The sequence below is a fragment of the Brevibacterium sp. genome (genome assembly GCF_022712115.1).
Taxonomy (GTDB): domain Bacteria; phylum Actinomycetota; class Actinomycetes; order Actinomycetales; family Brevibacteriaceae; genus Brevibacterium; species Brevibacterium salitolerans.
Genome location: NZ_JALAHB010000063.1, coordinates 1 through 18,075, shown reverse-complemented (window position 1 = coordinate 18,075; position 18,075 = coordinate 1). Strand labels below are relative to the sequence as shown.

The window sequence follows — 18,075 nt, the reverse complement described above, 5'->3', positions numbered from 1 at the left end:
CCCCGGCCCCGCCCCCGGGCGGCGCCCGCCCCCGCACCCTCGGCGGGCGCCGGCCGGGTCCGCCCCGGCCCGCCGCCGTCGCCTTTCCCCGCCTCCGGGATCGTTCAGAGATCGGCGACCGTGAAGCGCTCGCCCGCATGGGCCGGGCGCTCGACCTCGTCGAGGATCGCGACCGCGAAGGTCTCCGCGGAGATCCGGCCGCCCGCCGGGGAGTCCGCACCCGAGGCGTACTCGGCCGCACGCTCCCCCGGGCCGATCTCCGGCGCCGGGGAGACCACGGTCCAGTCGGCGCGCTCGGCTCCGCGCAGCAGGGAGAGCGCCTCTGCCTGAGTGACCGCCTCGGCGTGATAGGCAGCGGGGAAGTCCGGGGCGTCGAGAAGTCGCACCCCGTCCACCTCCAGAGTCCCCGCACCGCCCACGACGAGCAGGCGCGTCCCCACCGCCCGCCGCACGAGGCACTCCACGGCGTGCAGCCAATCCTCATGCGGCCGGCCGGTCCGGCTGGGCCCGGTCGCCGAGATGACGACGTCCGCATCGGCAGCCGCCGCGGCCACGTCCTCGGCGTCGGCCATGTCCGCCCTGCGAGCCGCCCTCGCACCCGGAACATCGTCACCGGAGCGCGAGAGCGCGATGACGTCGTGGCCGCGACGTGCCCCCTCGGCGACGATCCGCGAGCCGATCATTCCCGTCGCCCCGAACACTGCGATCCTCATGTTCTCCTCCATTCTGCGTGCCGTGATGCACCGAGTTGATAGTATCCTTAGGATATCGAGTACCTCAAGGATACTATCGGAGGCGCACATGGAAGACCCCTGGACCGGCGACGCGTTCAACCCCGCGTGCCCCACCCGAACGGTGCTGGACAGGGTCGGCGACCGGTGGACCGTCCTCATCATCGAAGCTCTGGCCGCCGGCCCCCTGCGCTTCGGCCAGTTGAGGGAGAGAGTGGGAGCGATCACACCCAAGGTCCTCACCGCCTCCCTGCGGTCGCTCCAGCGAGACGGCCTCATCGACCGCACCGCCTATGCGGAGGTGCCGCCGCGCGTCGAGTACGCGCTCACCGACCTCGGCCTCTCGCTGCGCACCCCCGTCGCGGCCCTGCGCACCTGGGCGGAGCAGAACGTCGCCGCGATCGTCGCGCACCGCACGCGGGATTTGGACGAGGCACAGGGCATCGGGCATGTTTGACCCCATGTCTCGCATCACAGATCCCGTTCTCGCTTCCAAGGTCACCACTCCGGAAAGGGCCGCGGAGCTCATCCGACCGGGTGACACGGTGGGGATGAGCGGCTTCACCGGTGCGGGATACCCCAAGGCGGTGCCCTCCGCCCTCGCTGAGCGCATCGAGGCTGCGCATGACGCCGGCGAGGACTTCCGGATCAACCTGCTCACCGGCGCCTCCACCGGCGACGAGGTGGACGGCGTGCTCGCCCGCGCCCACGGCATCGCCAAGCGCGCCCCCTTCCTCTCCGACCCCACCCTCCGCCGGCAGGTCAACGCCGGTGAGGTCGAGTACACGGACACCCACCTCTCCCACCTGGCCCAGCAGGTCTGGTTCGGCTTCCACGGAAAGCTGGACGTGGCCGTCGTGGAGGTCGCGGCGATCCTGCCCAACGGGCTCCTGGTTCCGTCCAGCTCCGTCGGCAACAACAAGACCTGGCTGGACCTCGCGGACAGGGTCATCCTCGAGGTCAACGAGTGGCAGCCTCGGGCCTACGAGGGCTTCCACGACGTCTACTACGGCACCCGCCGCCCGCCCTACCGCATGCCCATCGAGCTGCGGGATCCGCTTCAGCGAATCGGCGATCCGTATCTCCGGGTGGATCCCGCCAAGGTCGCCGCGGTGGTGCGCACGAACGCACCGGACCGGGACAACTCCTTCTCCCCTGTGGACCAGACCTCCCAGGACATGGCCGGTCACCTCATCGACTTCCTCCGCCACGAGGTGCGCGCCGGCCGCCTGCCGGAGAACCTGCTGCCGCTGCAGGCGGGGGTGGGCAATGTCGCCAACGCCGTTCTCGCCGGCCTCGCGGAGGCGGAGTTCGAGCACATGACCAGCTACACCGAGGTCATCCAGGACAACCTGCTCGCACTCCTGGACTCCGGGAAGCTCGACTCGATCTCCGCGACGAGCTTCAGCCTCAGCCGCGAGCGCGCGAAGCAGTTCAACGCGGAGATCGAGAAGTACAAGGGCCGCATCCTGCTGCGCACCCAGGAGATGTCGAACCACCCGGAGATCGTCCGCCGCCTGGGCGTCATCGCGATCAACGGCATGGTCGAGGCCGACATCTACGGCCACGTGAACTCCACCGAGGTGAATGGCTCGACGATGATCAACGGGATCGGCGGCTCCGGCGACTTCGCCCGGAACGCCTACCTCAACTTCTTCGTCTCCCCGTCCACCGCCAAGGGCGGATCGCTGTCCTCGATCGTGCCGATGGTCCCCCACGTCGACCACACGGAGCACGACGTCCAGGTCCTCGTCACGGAGCAGGGCATCGCGGACCTCCGCGCCACCGCGCCCAATGAGCGCGCCCGCCGGATCATCTCCCACTGCGCACATCCGGACTTCCGCGACCGCCTGCTCGACTACCACGACCGCGCCTGGCGGGAGAACCCCACCGCCCGCCACGCCCCGCACATCCTCGCCGAGGCCCTGAGCTGGCACCAGCGCGCTCAGGCCGGCCGGCCCATGTGAGCCGCAGGCACACCCACCCCCGTGCGGCTCCTTCTTGATCGAACGATCAGACAGTCGTAGGCTCCAAGTCGATTCGCAACGGAGGGACGACCATGACAGCTGAGATGGCCTCGGGCAGCGCCGGCGCAGATGCCGCCGCACCCGCCGCCGCAGGCACAGACGCCACTGCGGCAGGCACGTACTACCCCGCGGGAATGCCCCGCACGCTCGACTACCCCGAGGCGGCGGTGCCGGAACTGCTGCTCTCCTCCGCCCGCCGCTGGCCGGAGAGCGTCGCGGTGGTCGACGGCGAGGAACAGCTCACCTTCGCCCAGCTGCTCGCCGAGGCCCGCTCCCTGGCGTCCGCTCTGGCCGCCGGTGGTGTGGGGCTGGGCGACGTCGTGGGCATCCAGCTGCCCAACTCCCGCCACTTCGACGTCGCCTACTGGGGAGTCCTCCTCACCGGCGCGGCGGTCACCCTGGTGAACCCCCTGCAGCCGGCGCACGCGCTCGCGCGGCAGCTGCGCGAGGTGGGCGCACAGGTGCTCATCACGCACCCCGCGCACCTGGAGGCCGCGGTCGAGGCCGCAACGGCATCCTCAGACGCGCAGGCATCCGGCGACGTCCACGCAGATGAGCCCGCCGGATTCGATGCCCGCCGCGTCCTCGTCGCAGAACCCACGTGGGCGGCCCCGGCCTCAGCAGAGCAGAATGAGCGCGCCGCAGCCCTCATCGAGGATGCCGCGCAGCCGCTCTTCGAGTCCTTCGCCGCTGCGCTCGAACACTCGGACGAGGGGTTCGAACCGCGTCTGGCGGCACCGGACACAGTGGCGCACTTTCAGTTCACCGGCGGCACCACCGGACGTTCCAAGGCCGTGCGCGTCCTGCACCGCAACGTCGTCTCCAACGCCGTGCAGATGGCGGCCTGGCGCTACTTCTCCCGCGTGGAGCGCGCCGAGGACGGCTTCCTCGTGCTCACCCCCATCTCCGAGCTGGGCGAGCCCTTCCTGCATCCCGGCTCCGGGGTGGCCGCACAGGTGCCGCCGCTGTTCCACGCGCAGGGGATCGCGAGCCTCGCGCTCTTCACCCTGGGCGGCGTCACCACCGTGCTCACCGGCCGCTTCCGCCCGGAGGTCTTCTTCGACCTGTGCGACCGCTGGCAGGTGTCCTACACCTCGGGCAATCCGCCCATGTACCTGGCGCTGGCGGACTACGCCCGGAAGACTGGCCGCACCATCGAGTCGATGACCGTCGCCGGCTCCGGCGCCGCACCCCTGGACGCCCACGGGCTGGAGACGATCAAGGGAGTCCTCCCCAACGCCGCGGTGGCGGAGAGCTACGGCCTCACGGAGGGCACCTGCGTGGTGCTCGCCTCCGACATGTCCCCGCAGGGCTTCCGGAAGGCGGGCAGCGTGGGCGTGACGATCCCGGACACCCGCGCGGAGATCCGTGCCGCGGACGGGCGCACCGTCCTGCCCACCGGTGACGAGGGCGTGCTGTGGATCTCCGGACCGCAGGTCACCGATGGCTACTACGGCGCGCCGGAGCTCACCGCGGAGCAGTACGTCGACGGCTGGCTCTGCACCGGCGACATCGCCTCCGTGGACGCGGAGGGCTTCTACCGCATCCACGACCGCGCCAAGGACATGCTGCTGTACAAGGGCTACAACGTGTACCCGCGCGAGCTCGAGGACACACTCGCGGCGCACCCCGCCGTCCTGCGCTGCGCCGTGGTGGGCCGCCCGGACGAGGAGGTGGGCGAGCTGCCCGTCGCCTTCGTCGTGCCCGACCGCGCCGCGAGCGAATCCGGCCTCGATGCCACCGACGAGGAGCTCCGCGAGGAGCTGACCTCCTGGTTCGCCACCCGCGTGCTGCCGTACCAGAAGATCCGCGAGCTGCACTTCACGGATGAGCTGCCGGTCTCCGCCGCCGGCAAGGTGCTCAAGACGGAGCTGCGCACGCGGCTGTGAGGCGTGGGTGCGTGCCCGCGGGAGAGCCTCCCCTCGTCCCGAATCCGCAGACGAGAGGAGGCCTCCCCCGGGGGCGGCGGCCGCACGTGCAACGACTCCGGGTCACGGCGCCGTTCTGAGAATGGCTGCGCCGGAGCCCGGCCGCGTTGCGCATTCGGCACAGTGCGGCCCTGACGCGAGACCTGCGTGCTCGTAGAATCGCAGGCATGGACATTCCCAGCACCGCAGTCACAGAGATCCCCGAAGGAGCCCCCATCCTCGACGTCCGCGAGGACGACGAATGGGAGGCCGGACACATCGAGGGCGCCCAGCACATCCCGCTGGGCGAGCTCCCCGTCCGCTACGGCGAACTCCCGCTCGACGATGACATCTACGTCGTCTGCCGCACCGGCGGCCGCTCCCGCCAGGCCGTGGCCTGGCTCAACCAGAACGGCTTCGACGGGATCAACGTCAACGGCGGCATGGGCGCCTGGAACCTCGACCACGGTCTGCCGATCGTCTCCGAGACCGGCGAGGAGCCGTGGGTCAAGTGACGCCTCCCGCCTCGGCTCCGCCTGCGCCCGACGCGCCTTCCACGCACGTGCGCAGGCACGGCGCCCTCCGGCATCCCCGGCTCGCACGCACCTCGCCCGCCGCGGCTGCCGCCTTCGCACTGCTGGCTCTGGCCGGGTGCTCCGGCTCCGGCGAGCCGGCCGCGGAAGCACCCGCACCGGCCTCCGCGGAACCCGCCGCGGAGACGCAGGCGCCCGAGGCCGAGGCACCCGCCGCGATCACCCGCGACTCGCAGGTGCAGTTCGGCGGCGGCACCTTCACCGCCTTCCCCGCCTGCATGCACGAGGGACCGGTCGACTTCTCCAGCGGCGAGGCCACGATCGACCCGAGCGCGCCCACCGCAGACCTCCCGGACGGAGCGCAGGTGCGGATCCGCATCACCGGAGATGCGAACTACGTGGAGATCGGACCGGACGGACGCGCCTATGCCTCCGTGCCCTTCGAGTGCGACGCCGTGGGCGGCGAGGCACCCTCCGGGGACGCCGCCCGGATCGATTCCGGACACATGATCGTCGGCGGAACCCAGGACGCCCTCACCGTGGTGGGCCTGGTGACGGCCGGTGCGCCGGCGGACGGGGCGGATGCCCCCACCGGCGCCGCGCAGGACACGGCCTCCGGGGTGGACGGCGGCGGAGCAGGTGCCGAGGCGGCGACCGGCACCTCGGCGGCACAGGTCCCCCACCGCGCACCTGCGGACAGCGGCCAGACGTTCCTCCACTCCAGCCTGCGCAACGGCGACGGCTACCGCTACCTCCTCCGCCCCGAACAGGAGGGGGACGAACCCGGCGCTCCCAGCGGCCGCGTGTGGGCCAACTACCAGTGGGACCCGGAGCTGGGCGCCGTCGCGGAAGTCACCCGCAGCGAGGACATCCTCGACACCGTCCCACGGCCCGAGGAGACCGTGGTGGTAGGCGCTGACGGCGACCGCGCCGTGCTCACCGGCGAAGAGGACCTCAGCCCGGAGGAGGCCTTCGACCGGCTCAGCGAGAGGCTGGGCGAACCGGACGAGGAGGAGACGGACACCGTCGAGGACACGGACTACGCCGGCTACGAACGGCGGACCCGCACCTGGGACGAGTTCACGGCCTCGCTCGTCACTCCCCCGGAGAACACGGACTGGGCCACCTGCCTCGCCTGGGAGGCGGAGCTGGGCGGCATCCCGGACGAGATCACCCTCGACTCCGCCCTGCGCTGGGGCTCCTCGCTCGAGGAGATGGGCCTGACCTCCGCCGACGTGCGCGAGGACATCGGCGAGACCGCCGCAGTCGTGGACGATGACGGCGACCGGTTCGTCACGGAGACGCTGGGCGGTGACGCGACCACCGGCATGATCACGAAGATCGGCTCCGGCACCGGCTGCCGGGACACCCCGGAGGGCTGAGCGGGCCTCCCCTGAGCGGGCCTCCCCATCCGTGTGTGCCGCTGCGCGGGTCCTGCCAAGGGCCCACGCAACGGCACGCGTCCGCTTCTGTGCTGAGCACCGCGGTGGGAGGCTCGGGCCGGCGCTGCAGCAGGCGCGCACCACGGCTGCCCCCGCTGCGCGCACCCGCGGTTCCGCTCAGGGAACGTTGGGGGCCGCATGGCGAGAACACCGCGACACCGCCGCGCGGATTGGGCATCATGTCCTCATGCGCACACGAGCCGGTCATCCCGCAGAGGAGCAGGACCTTGCGGACATCCCCGCGGTCCTCGACGCCTACCACGACATCGTCCCGGACCCCGCCGAGGCCGCTCAGCGGGTGAGCTTCGGCACCTCCGGCCACCGCGGCTCCAGCCTGCGGGCCTCGTTCAACGAGGCGCACATCGCCGCCATCACCCAGGCGATCGTGGACTACCGCAGGGCGCAGGGCATCACGGGACCCGTGTACGTGGGCCGCGACACCCATGCGCTCTCCGAACCCGCGTTCCTCACCGCGATCGAGGTCCTGGCCGCCCATGACGTGCCCGCCATGATCGACTCCCGGGACGGCTACACCCCCACTCCCGCGATCTCGCACGCCATCCTCACGCACAACCGGGACCGCGCCGGCGCACAGGGCCTCGCCGACGGGATCGTCATCACCCCCAGCCACAACCCTCCGGAGGACGGCGGCTTCAAGTACAACCCGCCCCACGGCGGGCCGGCGGACTCCGCGACGACCGGCTGGATCCAGGACCGCGCGAACGCCCTGCTGGAGGCCGGATGGGAGAAGATCCCGCGCACACTGTTCCAGCGGGCCTTCCACCTCGACTCCACCCACAACTTCGACTACGCGGAGTCCTACGTCTCCGACCTCACCTCGGTCGTGGACATCGCAGCCATCCGCGATGCGGGCCTGCGCGTGGGTGCCGATCCCATGGGAGGCGCCTCCATCGACTACTGGGTGGAGATCAGCGAGCGCTTCGACCTCGACCTCACGGTGGTGAACCCGGACGTGGATCCGGCCTGGGGCTTCATGACCCTGGACTGGGACGAGCGCATCCGCATGGACTGCTCCTCCCCCTTCGCCATGGCCTCGTTGATCGGGGCGAAGGACCGCTACGACATCGCCACCGGCAACGACGCGGACGCGGACCGGCACGGGATCGTCACCCCGGACGCCGGTCTCATGAACCCCAATCACTACCTCGCCGTCGCGATCGACTACCTGTTCACGCACCGCCCGGAGTGGCCGGCCGCCGCCGGGGTGGGCAAGACCCTCGTGAGTTCGGCGCTCCTCGACCGGGTCGCGGCCGCCGCCGGGCGGAATCTGTACGAGGTGCCGGTGGGCTTCAAGTGGTTCGTCGAGGGCCTGGGTGACGGCACGCTGGGATTCGGCGGTGAGGAGTCCGCCGGAGCCTCATTCCTCCGGCGCGACGGCTCCGCCTGGTCCACCGACAAGGACGGCATCGCGATGGCTCTGCTCGCCTCGGAGATCACGGCGGTCACGGGGAAGACGCCCTCCCAGCGATACGCAGAGCTCGCAGAGCAGCACGGTGCCACCGCCTATGCGCGCGTGGACGCCCCCGCCAGCCGGGAGCAGAAGGCCGCGCTGTCCGCGCTCAGCGCGGCGGACGTCACCAGTGCACAGCTGGGCGGTGACGAGGTCACGGAGATCCGCACCACGGCCGCCGGCAACGACGCACCCATCGGCGGCATCAAGGTGAGCACCGAGAACGCCTGGTTCGCCGCGCGTCCCTCCGGCACGGAGGACGTCTACAAGATCTACGCGGAGTCCTTCCGCGGCGAGGACCACCTCGCCCAGGTCCAAGACGAGGCCCGCGCACTGGTGGACGCCGTCATCGGCTGACCCGGCCTCGGGCACGGGCGAGGCCCAGAACCCGGCGCTGGAACCGGCCCGGGCCCCGCGCTCTCTCCCCGCGCTCCTTCCCCTCCGCAAGTTACGTCTGCGTAGCGGCCGCCCAACACGGCCGGTACGCAGACGTAACCTCCGCGGAGGGGGCGCTCGGGCGCGGTCTTCTGAGATTCGCGGCACATTCCCCCGCGGACCTCCGGATCCGGCGGAATCCGAGGGTCCGCGCCGCTTAGACTCTGGCCCATGCTGAGCAAGTACTCCGAGATCTTCGGCCTGCCGGGAGCGCTGAGGTTCTCCCTCGCGGGACTCGTGGCGCGCCTGCCCATCGCAGTGCTGGGGATCGGGATCGTGCTGTTCATCCAGGGGGAGACCGGGTCGTACGAGCTCGCGGGGCTCGTGACCAGCTGCTACATGGTGGTGCAGGCGCTCACCACGCCCGTCATCGCGCGACTCGTGGACGTCTTCGGCCAGTCCCGGGTGATGGTGCCCGTGGTCTGCGTGCACATGCTCTCCCTGCTCCTCATGCTCCTCTCCGTGTACATGGGCTGGTGGTTCGGCTGGGTGTTCGTGTTCGCCGGCCTCACTGGTGCGAGTGTGGGCAGCCTGGGTTCGCTGGTGCGCGCCCGGTGGAACGCGATCGTGGAGAACAGCAGGCAGCTCGACACCGCCTTCAGCTGGGAGGCCGTGGCGGACGAGTTCCTCTTCGTCACCGGCCCCGTCCTCGTCACCGCCCTGGCCACCGCCTGGTTCTCGCCCGCCGGCGTGATCCTCTCCGGCTGCGCCACCCTGGCCGGCTCCCTGCTCTTCTATCCGCAGAAGGCCACCGAGCCCACCCCGCGCGGCCGGAAGGCAGGAGGCGGCGGCCGCGTCCTGTCCCACCCCGGCATCCTGCTGGCCGTGTTCTGCCAGGTGTTCCTGGGCATCCTGTTCGGCGCGGTGGATGTGACCGCCGTGGGATTCGGCGACGAGCAGGACGCCAAGGCCTTCGCCGGCATCGCGCTCAGCGCCTTCGCCGCCGGTTCCCTCCTCGCGGGCACCGTCTACGGGGCGATGGACTGGAAGATCCCGGTCCGCCGGCGCTTCGCCTACATGCTGACGCTGCTGAGCGTGGGCACGTGGGTCCTCCTCCTGCTGGCCACGGACATGGTCGCCTTCTCCGTCCTCCTGTTCGTGGTGGGCGGGGCGATCGCACCCAGCCTCATCGCGGTCAGCTCCGTCATCCAGGCCCTCGCACCGCCGCAGCGCCTCACGGAGTCGCTCGCGTGGATCTCCACCGCCCTGGGCTTCGGCGTGGCCATCGGCTCCGCCCTCTCCGGCAGCGTCATCGACCGGCTGGGCGCGCACGAGGCGCTGTGGATCATCGCGGTCTGCGCCACGCTCGCATGCCTCCTCTCCTTCGCCGGGCAGCGGCTCATGGACCCGGAGCGGGTGCCCGGCAGCCGGCGACGGCCCCGGCGGGAGACCGTGGACACCTCCTCGATCCCCGTCGTCGCCGAGGACTGAGAACGTCCGTTACACTGTTCGCACCGTGGCGGTCAGGCTGAGAAACGTGTGGCCGTCATGGCTCTGACTTCCGCCGCCTCCCATACCGCAGCTGCACATCGTCCTGCGGCCGCGCACAGCCCTGCAGCCGCACACCGCGCTCCCGGTCGCCGCTGCCCGCAGGGGCCGGCTGGCGCTAGGCTCTGATGCCATGCGCATCCTCCTCGCCTGCGACAAATTCAAGGGAACCCTCACCTCCGCCCAGGTCGCCCGCACCCTGGCCGCACCGCTGAGCTCCGCCGGTCACACCACCGTGTCTGTGCCCGTCGCAGACGGCGGCGACGGCACCGTGGCCGCCGCCCTCGCCGCCGGCTTCTCCGCCCGCACCACGGAGGTCACGGGCCCTCTGGGCACCCCCGCGCAGGCGACGTGGGCGGTGCGGGAGGACACCGCGATCGTCGAACTCGCAGAGGCCAGCGGCATCGCGCTGCTGCAGCCCACCCGGGAGACGGCGTACGCGGCGGACACCCGCGGCACCGGCGAACTCATCGCCGCCGCGCTCGACGCGGGCTGCTCCCGCATCGTCCTGGGAGTGGGCGGCTCGTCCTCGACCGACGGCGGAGCGGGGATGCTCACCGCGCTCGGCGCCCGCTTCCTCACGGCGGACGGGGAACCCGTGGCTCCGGGCGGAGGCGGGCTCCAGCAGCTCTCCCGGGCGGATCTGTCCGGTATGGATCCCCGCCTGGCCGCGGCCGAGGTGGTGCTCGCCTCCGACGTGGACAATCCCCTGCTGGGGCCCCGGGGCGCGGCCGCCGTCTACGGCCCGCAGAAGGGTGCGGCGCCGGAGGACGTCGCACGGCTCGATGCCGCCCTCGCCCGCTTCTCCGCGACGCTGCAGGAGACGACCGGTGCGGATCGGCAGGCCGTGATCCGCGCGGCGGAGACCCCGGGCGCCGGTGCCGCGGGCGGCACCGGGTTCGGTGCGCTCGTGGGGCTGAGCGCGCGGCTCATGCCCGGCGCGGAGTACATCATGGAGCTCGTGGGCTTCGACGCAGAGCTCGCACGGGCGGACCTGGTGGTGACCGGCGAGGGCCGCTTCGACCGGCAGACGCTCAGCGGGAAGGGCCCCGGCGAGGTCATCGCGCGCGCCGCCGCCCGCGGCCTGCCCGTCTGGGTGGTCTGCGGTGCCTCGGAGCTGGAGGCCTCCGCGCTGCAGGGCACCGGGGTCGCCGGAATGGTCGAGATGCGCGAGTTCGCACCCGTGGAGACGTGCCTGCGCGAACCGGAGAGGGTCCTCGCCGAGGCCGCGGGGGCGCTGGCGGACCGTCTCGCCTGATCGAAGGGGACCGCCCCAGGCCGCCGCGCGCGAGGAGCCCTGGACCTGCGGCGCTCGCCGCGGCAGGGTTCGGCCCACGGGGAGCCCGCCTCTACGAGCCCTCTTCGGCCGGGCTGTACCCGCCCGGACAGCACGATGCCGCCCCGCTGACGAGCGGGGCGGCATCGCACTGTCCGCGAGAGCGAGTCAGCTCAGGGGGCGGGCCCTCAGCCCTTCGCGCCGTCCTCGGGATTGCCCGGTGTGCCCGGCAGCCCCTTCTGCTTGCGCATGAGCAGGAGCACCACGAGCACCACCACGGCCAGACCGCCCACGGAGAGCAGGATGATCATGGGCGTGGACATGCCGGAGCCGGAGGCGTCCTCGCTGAGCGTGCCCTGGTCCTGGGCGCCGTCCTCGGGCTGATCCACTGCCGCACCGCCGAGCTGCGCGCCGTCCCCGTCGCCCTCGGCCGCCGCACCGTCCTGGCCGGCCGCGCCGTCGTCGCCGATCGTGAAGGAGAAGGAGCCGTCGATGGGGTGGGAGTCCTCGGAGACCACGCGCCACTGCACGGTGTACTCGCCCGGCCCGAGGTTGTCCGGCAGTGCGCTGGAGAGCGTGCGGCCCTCGATGGTGATCTCACCGGCGGAGACGTCGGCGTCGTCCGGGCCGATCACGCGGATCTCGCTGCCGATCTCCTGCACGTTGCCGGAGAACTCCAGCTCGAGCCACTCCGGCTGGGAGGCGAGCTCGTCACCGTCCGCCGGCGAGGAGGACACGAGCTGGTCGTGCGCAGAAGCCGCGGTGCTGAGTGTGAGACCGAACAGCATGAGGAACAGGGCGGCGAGCGCTGCTCCGGCCGGTCGCAGGCGTGAGATCACTGGGGTCCTCCTCGGAAGTGCGTCTGTCCGCGCCACGTCCGGCGGACCCGCCGGCACGACCCGTCCCCGGACGCAGCACCCTCCCGATTGTCCCTGATGCGCCTGGGAATCTCCTCCTCACGCGCCCATCGGCCCCGCGTGGTCATGCGGATCACAGCGCCGTAGGGTGGGCGCATGACGACTCACCAGGACTCACCCGCTCAGGGCGCCTCCGCCCAGGACACCGCTGGTCAGCGCACTCGCCCCCAGGACGACCTCTACCGGTACGTGAACGGCGCCTGGATCGACACCCACGTGATCCCGGACGACCGCTCCGCCGACGGGGAGATGCGCCGTCTCTTCGACGCCGCGGAGGAGAAGGTCCGCACCATCATCGAGCACGCCGAGGACCCCAAGGTCGCGGACCTGTTCGCCTCCTTCATGGACACGGACACGATCGCGGCCCGGGGGCTCGACCCCCTCGAGGAGTCCTTCGCCGCGATCGAGGCCGCCTCCGACCGCGATGCGCTCGTCTCCGTGCTCGCCCGCCTGGAGCAGGAGGGCACGGGCGGCGCCCTCGCGGCCTATGTCTCCGCGGACGCGGCGGATCCGGAGCACTACGCCCTCTACGTCCACCAGGGCGGGCTCAGCCTTCCGGACGAGTCCTACTACCGCGAGGAGGCGCACGCCCCCATCCGTGAGGCGTTCCTCGCCCACGCCGCGCGGCTGCTCGCCCTCACCGGGATCTCCGCCCGCACCGGGCGTGAGGCGGAGAGCCTCGCCGAGGCGGTGTTCGCCTTCGAGACCGCGCTCGCCGCACACCACTGGGACGTCGTCGCCAGCAGGGACGCGGAGAAGACCTACAACGCGCTCGCCGTCGCCGAGGCCGCCGAACGCGCCGGCGGGTTCGACCTCCGCGGCTGGCTGACGGGCACGGACATCGATGCGGAGCGGCTCTCCCACCTCGTCGTCGCCCAGCCCAGCTTCCTCACCGGCCTGGGCGAGGTCTGGGAGCAGACGCCGCTCGAGGATCTGCAGACCTGGGCGATGCTGAACGTGGCGCACGCGTTCGCCCCGTACCTCACGGACGAGATCGTCGAGGAGAACTTCGCGTTCTACGGCCGCGCCCTCTCCGGCACGCCCACCATGCGGGAGCGGTGGAAGCGCGGCGTGAGCCTGGTGGAGGGGCTGCTCGGCGAGGCCGTGGGACGGATCTACGTGGCGCAGGAGTTCCCGCCGGAGTCCAAGCAGGCGATCGGCGAACTCGTGGACGCCCTCATCGCCGCCTACGACTCCTCCATCCGCGGCCTCGACTGGATGGGTGAGGAGACGAAGGAGCGGGCGCTGGAGAAGCTCTCCCTCTTCACCCCCAAGGTGGGCTACCCGGACCGCTGGCGCGAGTACCCGGCGGAGATCCGCGCCGACGACCTCGTGGGCAACGTCCGCCGCTCCGTCGCGGCGGAGCACGCACGGCAGGTGGGCCGGATCGGGCAGCCGATCGACCGCACGGAGTGGCTCATGACGCCGCAGACCGTCAACGCCTACTACCACCCCGTCATGAACGAGATCGTCTTCCCCGCCGCCATCCTGCAGCCGCCGTTCTTCGACCCGGAGGCCTCGGACGCGGAGAACTTCGGGGCGATCGGCGCCGTGATCGGGCATGAGGTGGGCCACGGCTTCGACGACCAGGGCTCCCGCTACGACGGGCGCGGAAAGCTCACGAACTGGTGGACCGAGGCCGACCGCGAGAGGTTCGAGCAGCGCACCTCCGCCCTCATCGAGCAGTACGAGGCGCTCGTGCCCGCCGGCCTCTCAGACGACGAGCACGTCAACGGCGCGCTCACGATCGGCGAGAACATCGGCGATCTGGGCGGCCTGTCGATCGCCTGGAAGGCGCTGGGCATCCGCCGCGCGCAGCAGGGCCGCGAGGTCACTCAGGAGGACGCACGCGCGTTCTTCACCCAGTGGGCACGTGCCTGGCGCTCGACGATGCGCGCGGAGGAGCGCCGGCGGCGGCTCACGATCGATCCGCACTCCCCCGAGGAGTTCCGCTGCAACCAGGTGGTGAAGAACATGGACGCCTTCGCGGAGGCGTTCGGGGTGCAGCCGGGCGACGGCATGTGGCTGACCCCGGAGAACCGCGTCACCATCTGGTGAGCTGAGGGCTCGCCTTCAGCTCGTGTCTCACTGCTCTTCGCCGGAAGCGGCCTCCGGCGAAGCGCAGTGAGACACGCGCGCGAACGGAGACCTCAGCGCGTGAGCACGAGGCGGGCGAAGCGGTCGATGAGCTCGAACCAGACGCGGCGGCGGTCCTGCACCGGCTCCCCGGACCCGCGCTCGCCTCGGGACCGGGCGCTCGTGCCGTTCGCGGCCTCGGCGAGCACGTCCACCTCGATGATCCCCAGGCCCGTGGCCTCGTCCCTGCGCACATAGGGCCGCAGCAGACGGTCACCGGCCAGGTCCGGACTCACCACGAGGGACGGAGAGGTGCCGCGCCCGCGCCCGTTCGCACCGGCGCCGTCCGCCGGACCGTGGACGCCACCGGCCCCGGCAGCGGTCTCCGTGCCGTCGCACGTCAGCGCCGCCCTGCGGAGCAGCGCGGCTCCCGAGCTGCCGATCCCCACCATGGGCGTGCCCACGGCGAGTGCGTCCTCCGCGAACTCGCGGACCTGGGCCACGACCTCCTCGCCGGCGTGGTCGTCCGCACCGGTCACACCCGCGACGATGAAGGCGTCCGCGGCGATGGGCCCCGGCATCGGGACCCCCGCGTGCACGCGGAAGCGGATGACGTCCGCCCCGGCCTCCTCCAGCCAGGCGAGCGCCTCCGGCATGTCGAATCCGCGGGAGAGGTCGATGATGCCCACGGGATGGTTGATGCCCGACTCCCCGATGGTGCGCAGCGGCTTGAGCTCCCCCGCGGTCACCGCCAGCGGCAGGATGTTCTCCGGCACCGGCGCGGGGCAGGTGGCCCAGGGCAGGAACGCGAACGGGTAGACGACGGCGCGGTTGAAGTCGAGGATCACCTTGCCCGCGGCATCCGGCACGCCCAGACTCAGCGTCCTCCAGGACGGGGTCGACTCGCCGTTGGTGTAGTCGTGGAAGTCCGCCCGGAGGCCGGTCTGCGGGCTGCCGGTGACGGTGAGGCGGTGCGTGTGCCCGCCCAGCTCGAAGGAGACCTCGCCCACCGTGACCGCGTCGGCCTCGAGCCCGGGCAGTGCGGTGGCGATGCGCACCGTGCGCGGCTCCGGGAACGGGGTGAAGGTGCCGGTCACGGTCCAGGCGACGTCGAGCGGGAAGGTCGGCACCTCGACGAAGTTCTGCAGCAGCGCGGATCTGGAGCTGCGGATGCGCACCCCCAGCCGTCCGTCGCGCTCGATCACCTCGAAGACGGTGTGGTCGGCCAGCAGCCAGGGGTGCGAGCAACCGGGGGCGAGCACGCGCATCCAGGGTGTGCCGTCCGCCTCCCGCCCGAACTCCGCGACGGGCTCGCCGGCAGCTCCAGGGCGCGCGTCCTGGCCCTGCGACTCCTGCTGTCGCGCCTCCCGCTCCGCGGCCTCCCGCTGCGCGTCCATCGTCGCGGCCGTGGGTCCCACACTCCGGCCGGGCTCCACGAGGAAGCGGATGAGACTGCCCCGGCGCTCGAACACGCCGGGGGCGGAGTCCCAGGTGTTGGCACCCTCCTCCAGCCAGTGCAGGCCGGTGACGCTCAGGAACCCGAAGGGCGTCGCCAGCGCGGCGAGGCGCTCGTCATGCCAGGCATGCCATTCTGATTCGAACTGTTCCACTGGAGACCTCGAACGTCGGATGCTGCGGGACGCCTCACATCCTAGGACACACGCTTGCGAGTCCCCCGGGCGTCAGGGGTGAAAAGATGGGTGATTCCCGCGCCCAGGAGGAGCAGCGTCGCCGCCAGCGGGCCCAGCAGACCGGCCTGCAGCCCCAGCGTGTCCAGCACCGCTCCGCCCACGGCCGAGGCCCCGGACTGTCCCACGACCACACCGGTCGTCATGGTCGCCATCACCGTGGTCATGCGGCCGCGTGGCGCGTTGGCGGACGCGATCGAGAAGAGGGTGACGAGGCTCGGCCCCACGCCCGTCCCCATGAGCAGCAGGGCACCCACGAACACCGGCAGCGTCTGCGCCTGTGAGTAGACGACGCAGCCTGCCACCGCGACCGAGGCGAAGACCAGCCAGCGGACGTTGAGCCGGAACCGGTCCGGCAGCGCCACGACACCCAGGGCGAAGACCGCCGAACCCACGCCCATGACGCCGTAGAGGATGCCCGTGGCATCGGCGCGGTCCTGCGTCTCCATGAATGCGGTGAGGCTCGTGAGGCTGAATCCGAAGAACAGGCCGATGCTCACCATTCCCAGCACCGGCAGCAGCACCGCCGCGCGGAGCAGCGAGGACACCGGATCCGGCGCAGCGGCGGGCGCGCCGGGTGCCGCAGCGCCCCCGGCGGAGGGCGCGGCAGCGGCGTGCGCTCCGGAGCCCCCGGCCGCGGCAGAGCGGGGAGCCTCCGAGGCCGCTCCCCGTGTGCCACCCGCCCTGTGGCCGCGCGCGTAGTCCGCCGAGCGGTGCAGGGCGAAGGCCGTGACCCCTCCGGCGGTGAGCACGGCCGCGCCCACGACCGGGGAGACGGTGCCCCAGGCCACGGCGGCCAGTCCCACGATCACTGGACCGAACACGAACATGAGCTCGTCCATCATCGACTCGTAGGAGAGCACCGCGGAGGTGGCCCTCGACCGGCGGTCCCCGGGCACCTCGGCATCGATGGCGAGCAGCCAGCGCGTCCGGACCATGGAGGAGGCCTGCGGAGCCGTCAGTCCGATCGCCAGGCCGCACGCCATGATCGCGCCCGAGGGAGCCACGGCGACGAGAGCCCAGGCCAGTCCCAGCAGCGCAGCGCAGTTGGCGACGCCCAGGGCCAGGAGCACGCCGCGCTGGCCCCACCGGTCAGCCGCCGCGCCCATGAGCGGACCGGAGACCGCGGTGCCCAGCCCCACCAGGGCTGCGGTGGTGCCGGCCTCGGTGTAGGAGCCGCGCAGGGCGGACACGGAGGTCATGACGGCGACGACGGACATCGCGAAGGGCAGCTTCGCCACGAGGGAGATGGGCAGGTAGGTCCAGCCCAGCAGACGGATGAGAGACGTGAACACCTCTCGAGGCTATCGGCAGGCGCGGACGTACACCGCCGCCCCCGGCTCGGACGCGCACCGCCGCCCCCGGCTTAGGCTGGAGGCCATGAGCATGCATTCCGCGCAGACCCGCACCGGCAGCCACAGCAGCGCCCCTCACTCCGCAGCCACGGCGGCCACCGCCGCCGCGCATGCGGCCGAACTCTCCGACTTCGTCATGGCCGCGCCCTCGTCGTATCACGCCGCCTACGCCGTGAGGGAGCGGATGGCCGCGGTGGGGTTCGAGGAGCTGAGCGAGGAGGAGGCATGGGTCCTGGCCCCGGGCGGACGCTACGTGGTCGTGCGCGACGGGGCCGTCATCGCCTTCGCCGTGCCCGCGGATGCGAGCGCTGCCACCGGGGCCGGCTCCGGGGATGAGCCCGAGGCCGGGGACGCGGACGGCGCGGCCGCGGAGGCGACCGCTCCGGCCGCCGGGGCCTCGGCCTCTCCGCTCCCGCCCTTCCGCGTGCTGGGTGCGCACACGGACTCCCCCGCCTTCAAGCTCGGGCCGCGCCCGGAGTTCACCGCCGAGGGCGCGCTGCAGGCCGGTGTGGAGATCTACGGCGGTCCGCTGCTCAACTCCTGGCTGGACCGCGAGCTGTGCTTCGCCGGCCGCCTGGTGCTGCGCGACGGTTCGACGGTGCTGGCGCGCACCGGGCCCATCGCCCGCATCCCGCAGCTGGCGCTCCATCTGGCCCGCAAGGCCAATGAGGGGCTCACGCTGGACCGGCCGCGTCACACTCAGCCGGTGATCGGTCTGGCGGACATGGT

The 18,075-nt window shown here is 72.0% G+C and carries 13 protein-coding genes and 1 pseudogene; 10 read left to right on the top strand and 4 right to left on the bottom strand.

The window, feature by feature from the left end:
* Nucleotides 1-104 precede the first annotated feature (104 nt).
* Nucleotides 105-713 carry an NAD(P)H-binding protein gene (locus Q0A33_RS03815; RefSeq protein ID WP_291793351.1) on the bottom strand — a complete coding sequence of 203 codons (609 nt, stop codon included), beginning with the start codon at nt 711-713 and terminating at the stop codon, nt 105-107.
* 88 nt (nt 714-801) lie between these two features.
* Between Q0A33_RS03815 and Q0A33_RS03810 the strand changes: the two genes are divergently transcribed.
* The 8 genes from Q0A33_RS03810 to Q0A33_RS03775 all read left to right on the top strand — a co-directional run bounded on the left by Q0A33_RS03810 (nt 802) and on the right by Q0A33_RS03775 (nt 11,292).
* Complete coding sequence (locus tag Q0A33_RS03810) at nt 802-1,188, top strand: helix-turn-helix domain-containing protein (protein ID WP_291793349.1); 387 nt, start codon at nt 802-804, stop codon at nt 1,186-1,188.
* Between the two features lie 4 nt (nt 1,189-1,192).
* Nucleotides 1,193-2,698, top strand: coding sequence for an acetyl-CoA hydrolase/transferase family protein (locus Q0A33_RS03805; RefSeq protein WP_291793346.1), 1,506 nt, complete (start codon nt 1,193-1,195; stop codon nt 2,696-2,698).
* Between the two features lie 92 nt (nt 2,699-2,790).
* A complete protein-coding gene (locus Q0A33_RS03800; protein WP_291793343.1) occupies nt 2,791-4,647 on the top strand; it encodes an AMP-binding protein in 1,857 nt (618 codons plus the stop codon).
* A gap of 206 nt (nt 4,648-4,853) precedes the next feature.
* A complete protein-coding gene (locus tag Q0A33_RS03795) occupies nt 4,854-5,180 on the top strand; it encodes a rhodanese-like domain-containing protein (protein WP_291793340.1) in 327 nt (108 codons plus the stop codon).
* A complete protein-coding gene (locus tag Q0A33_RS03790) occupies nt 5,177-6,580 on the top strand; it encodes a hypothetical protein (protein WP_291793337.1) in 1,404 nt (467 codons plus the stop codon). The genes Q0A33_RS03795 and Q0A33_RS03790 overlap by 4 nt, the downstream gene beginning before the upstream one ends.
* A gap of 247 nt (nt 6,581-6,827) precedes the next feature.
* Complete coding sequence (gene pgm / locus Q0A33_RS03785) at nt 6,828-8,468, top strand: phosphoglucomutase (alpha-D-glucose-1,6-bisphosphate-dependent) (RefSeq protein WP_291793335.1); 1,641 nt, start codon at nt 6,828-6,830, stop codon at nt 8,466-8,468.
* Nucleotides 8,469-8,717: 249 nt separating this feature from the next.
* The gene (locus tag Q0A33_RS03780) at nt 8,718-9,977 is read left to right on the top strand and encodes an MFS transporter (protein ID WP_291793333.1); all 1,260 of its coding nucleotides are present in this window, start codon (nt 8,718-8,720) and stop codon (nt 9,975-9,977) included.
* Between the two features lie 190 nt (nt 9,978-10,167).
* Complete coding sequence (locus Q0A33_RS03775; protein ID WP_291793331.1) at nt 10,168-11,292, top strand: glycerate kinase; 1,125 nt, start codon at nt 10,168-10,170, stop codon at nt 11,290-11,292.
* A 206-nt stretch (nt 11,293-11,498) separates the two neighbouring features.
* Here Q0A33_RS03775 and Q0A33_RS03770 read toward each other — a convergent pair whose 3' ends face one another.
* Nucleotides 11,499-12,149: a copper resistance CopC family protein gene (locus Q0A33_RS03770; RefSeq protein ID WP_291793329.1), complete on the bottom strand. Its 651-nt coding sequence runs from the start codon at nt 12,147-12,149 to the stop codon at nt 11,499-11,501.
* A gap of 174 nt (nt 12,150-12,323) precedes the next feature.
* Between Q0A33_RS03770 and Q0A33_RS03765 the strand changes: the two genes are divergently transcribed.
* Nucleotides 12,324-14,285 (top strand): M13-type metalloendopeptidase, encoded by a 1,962-nt coding sequence (locus Q0A33_RS03765; protein ID WP_291793327.1) that lies wholly within the window; start codon nt 12,324-12,326, stop codon nt 14,283-14,285.
* Between the two features lie 92 nt (nt 14,286-14,377).
* Here Q0A33_RS03765 and Q0A33_RS03760 read toward each other — a convergent pair whose 3' ends face one another.
* Both Q0A33_RS03760 and Q0A33_RS03755 read right to left on the bottom strand, forming a co-directional pair.
* Complete coding sequence (locus Q0A33_RS03760) at nt 14,378-15,913, bottom strand: DUF1684 domain-containing protein (RefSeq protein WP_291793325.1); 1,536 nt, start codon at nt 15,911-15,913, stop codon at nt 14,378-14,380.
* 41 nt (nt 15,914-15,954) lie between these two features.
* A complete protein-coding gene (locus Q0A33_RS03755) occupies nt 15,955-17,286 on the bottom strand; it encodes an MFS transporter (RefSeq protein ID WP_291793323.1) in 1,332 nt (443 codons plus the stop codon).
* 196 nt (nt 17,287-17,482) lie between these two features.
* Here Q0A33_RS03755 and Q0A33_RS03750 point away from each other — a divergent pair.
* A pseudogene (locus Q0A33_RS03750) lies at nt 17,483-18,075 on the top strand (M18 family aminopeptidase); the annotation flags it as partial.

Excerpts from the sequence above, each read along its gene's own strand:
- Q0A33_RS03765 (WP_291793327.1), top strand. The coding sequence starts at position 12,324 with ATGACGACTCACCAGGACTCACCCGCTCAGGGCGCCTCCGCCCAGGAC.
- Q0A33_RS03810 (WP_291793349.1), top strand. The coding sequence starts at position 802 with ATGGAAGACCCCTGGACCGGCGACGCGTTCAACCCCGCGTGCCCCACC.
- Q0A33_RS03775 (WP_291793331.1), top strand. The coding sequence starts at position 10,168 with ATGCGCATCCTCCTCGCCTGCGACAAATTCAAGGGAACCCTCACCTCC.
- Q0A33_RS03805 (WP_291793346.1), top strand. The coding sequence starts at position 1,193 with ATGTCTCGCATCACAGATCCCGTTCTCGCTTCCAAGGTCACCACTCCG.
- Q0A33_RS03800 (WP_291793343.1), top strand. The coding sequence starts at position 2,791 with ATGACAGCTGAGATGGCCTCGGGCAGCGCCGGCGCAGATGCCGCCGCA.
- pgm (WP_291793335.1), top strand. The coding sequence starts at position 6,828 with ATGCGCACACGAGCCGGTCATCCCGCAGAGGAGCAGGACCTTGCGGAC.
- Q0A33_RS03815 (WP_291793351.1), bottom strand. The coding sequence starts at position 713 with ATGAGGATCGCAGTGTTCGGGGCGACGGGAATGATCGGCTCGCGGATC.
- Q0A33_RS03795 (WP_291793340.1), top strand. The coding sequence starts at position 4,854 with ATGGACATTCCCAGCACCGCAGTCACAGAGATCCCCGAAGGAGCCCCC.
- Q0A33_RS03780 (WP_291793333.1), top strand. The coding sequence starts at position 8,718 with ATGCTGAGCAAGTACTCCGAGATCTTCGGCCTGCCGGGAGCGCTGAGG.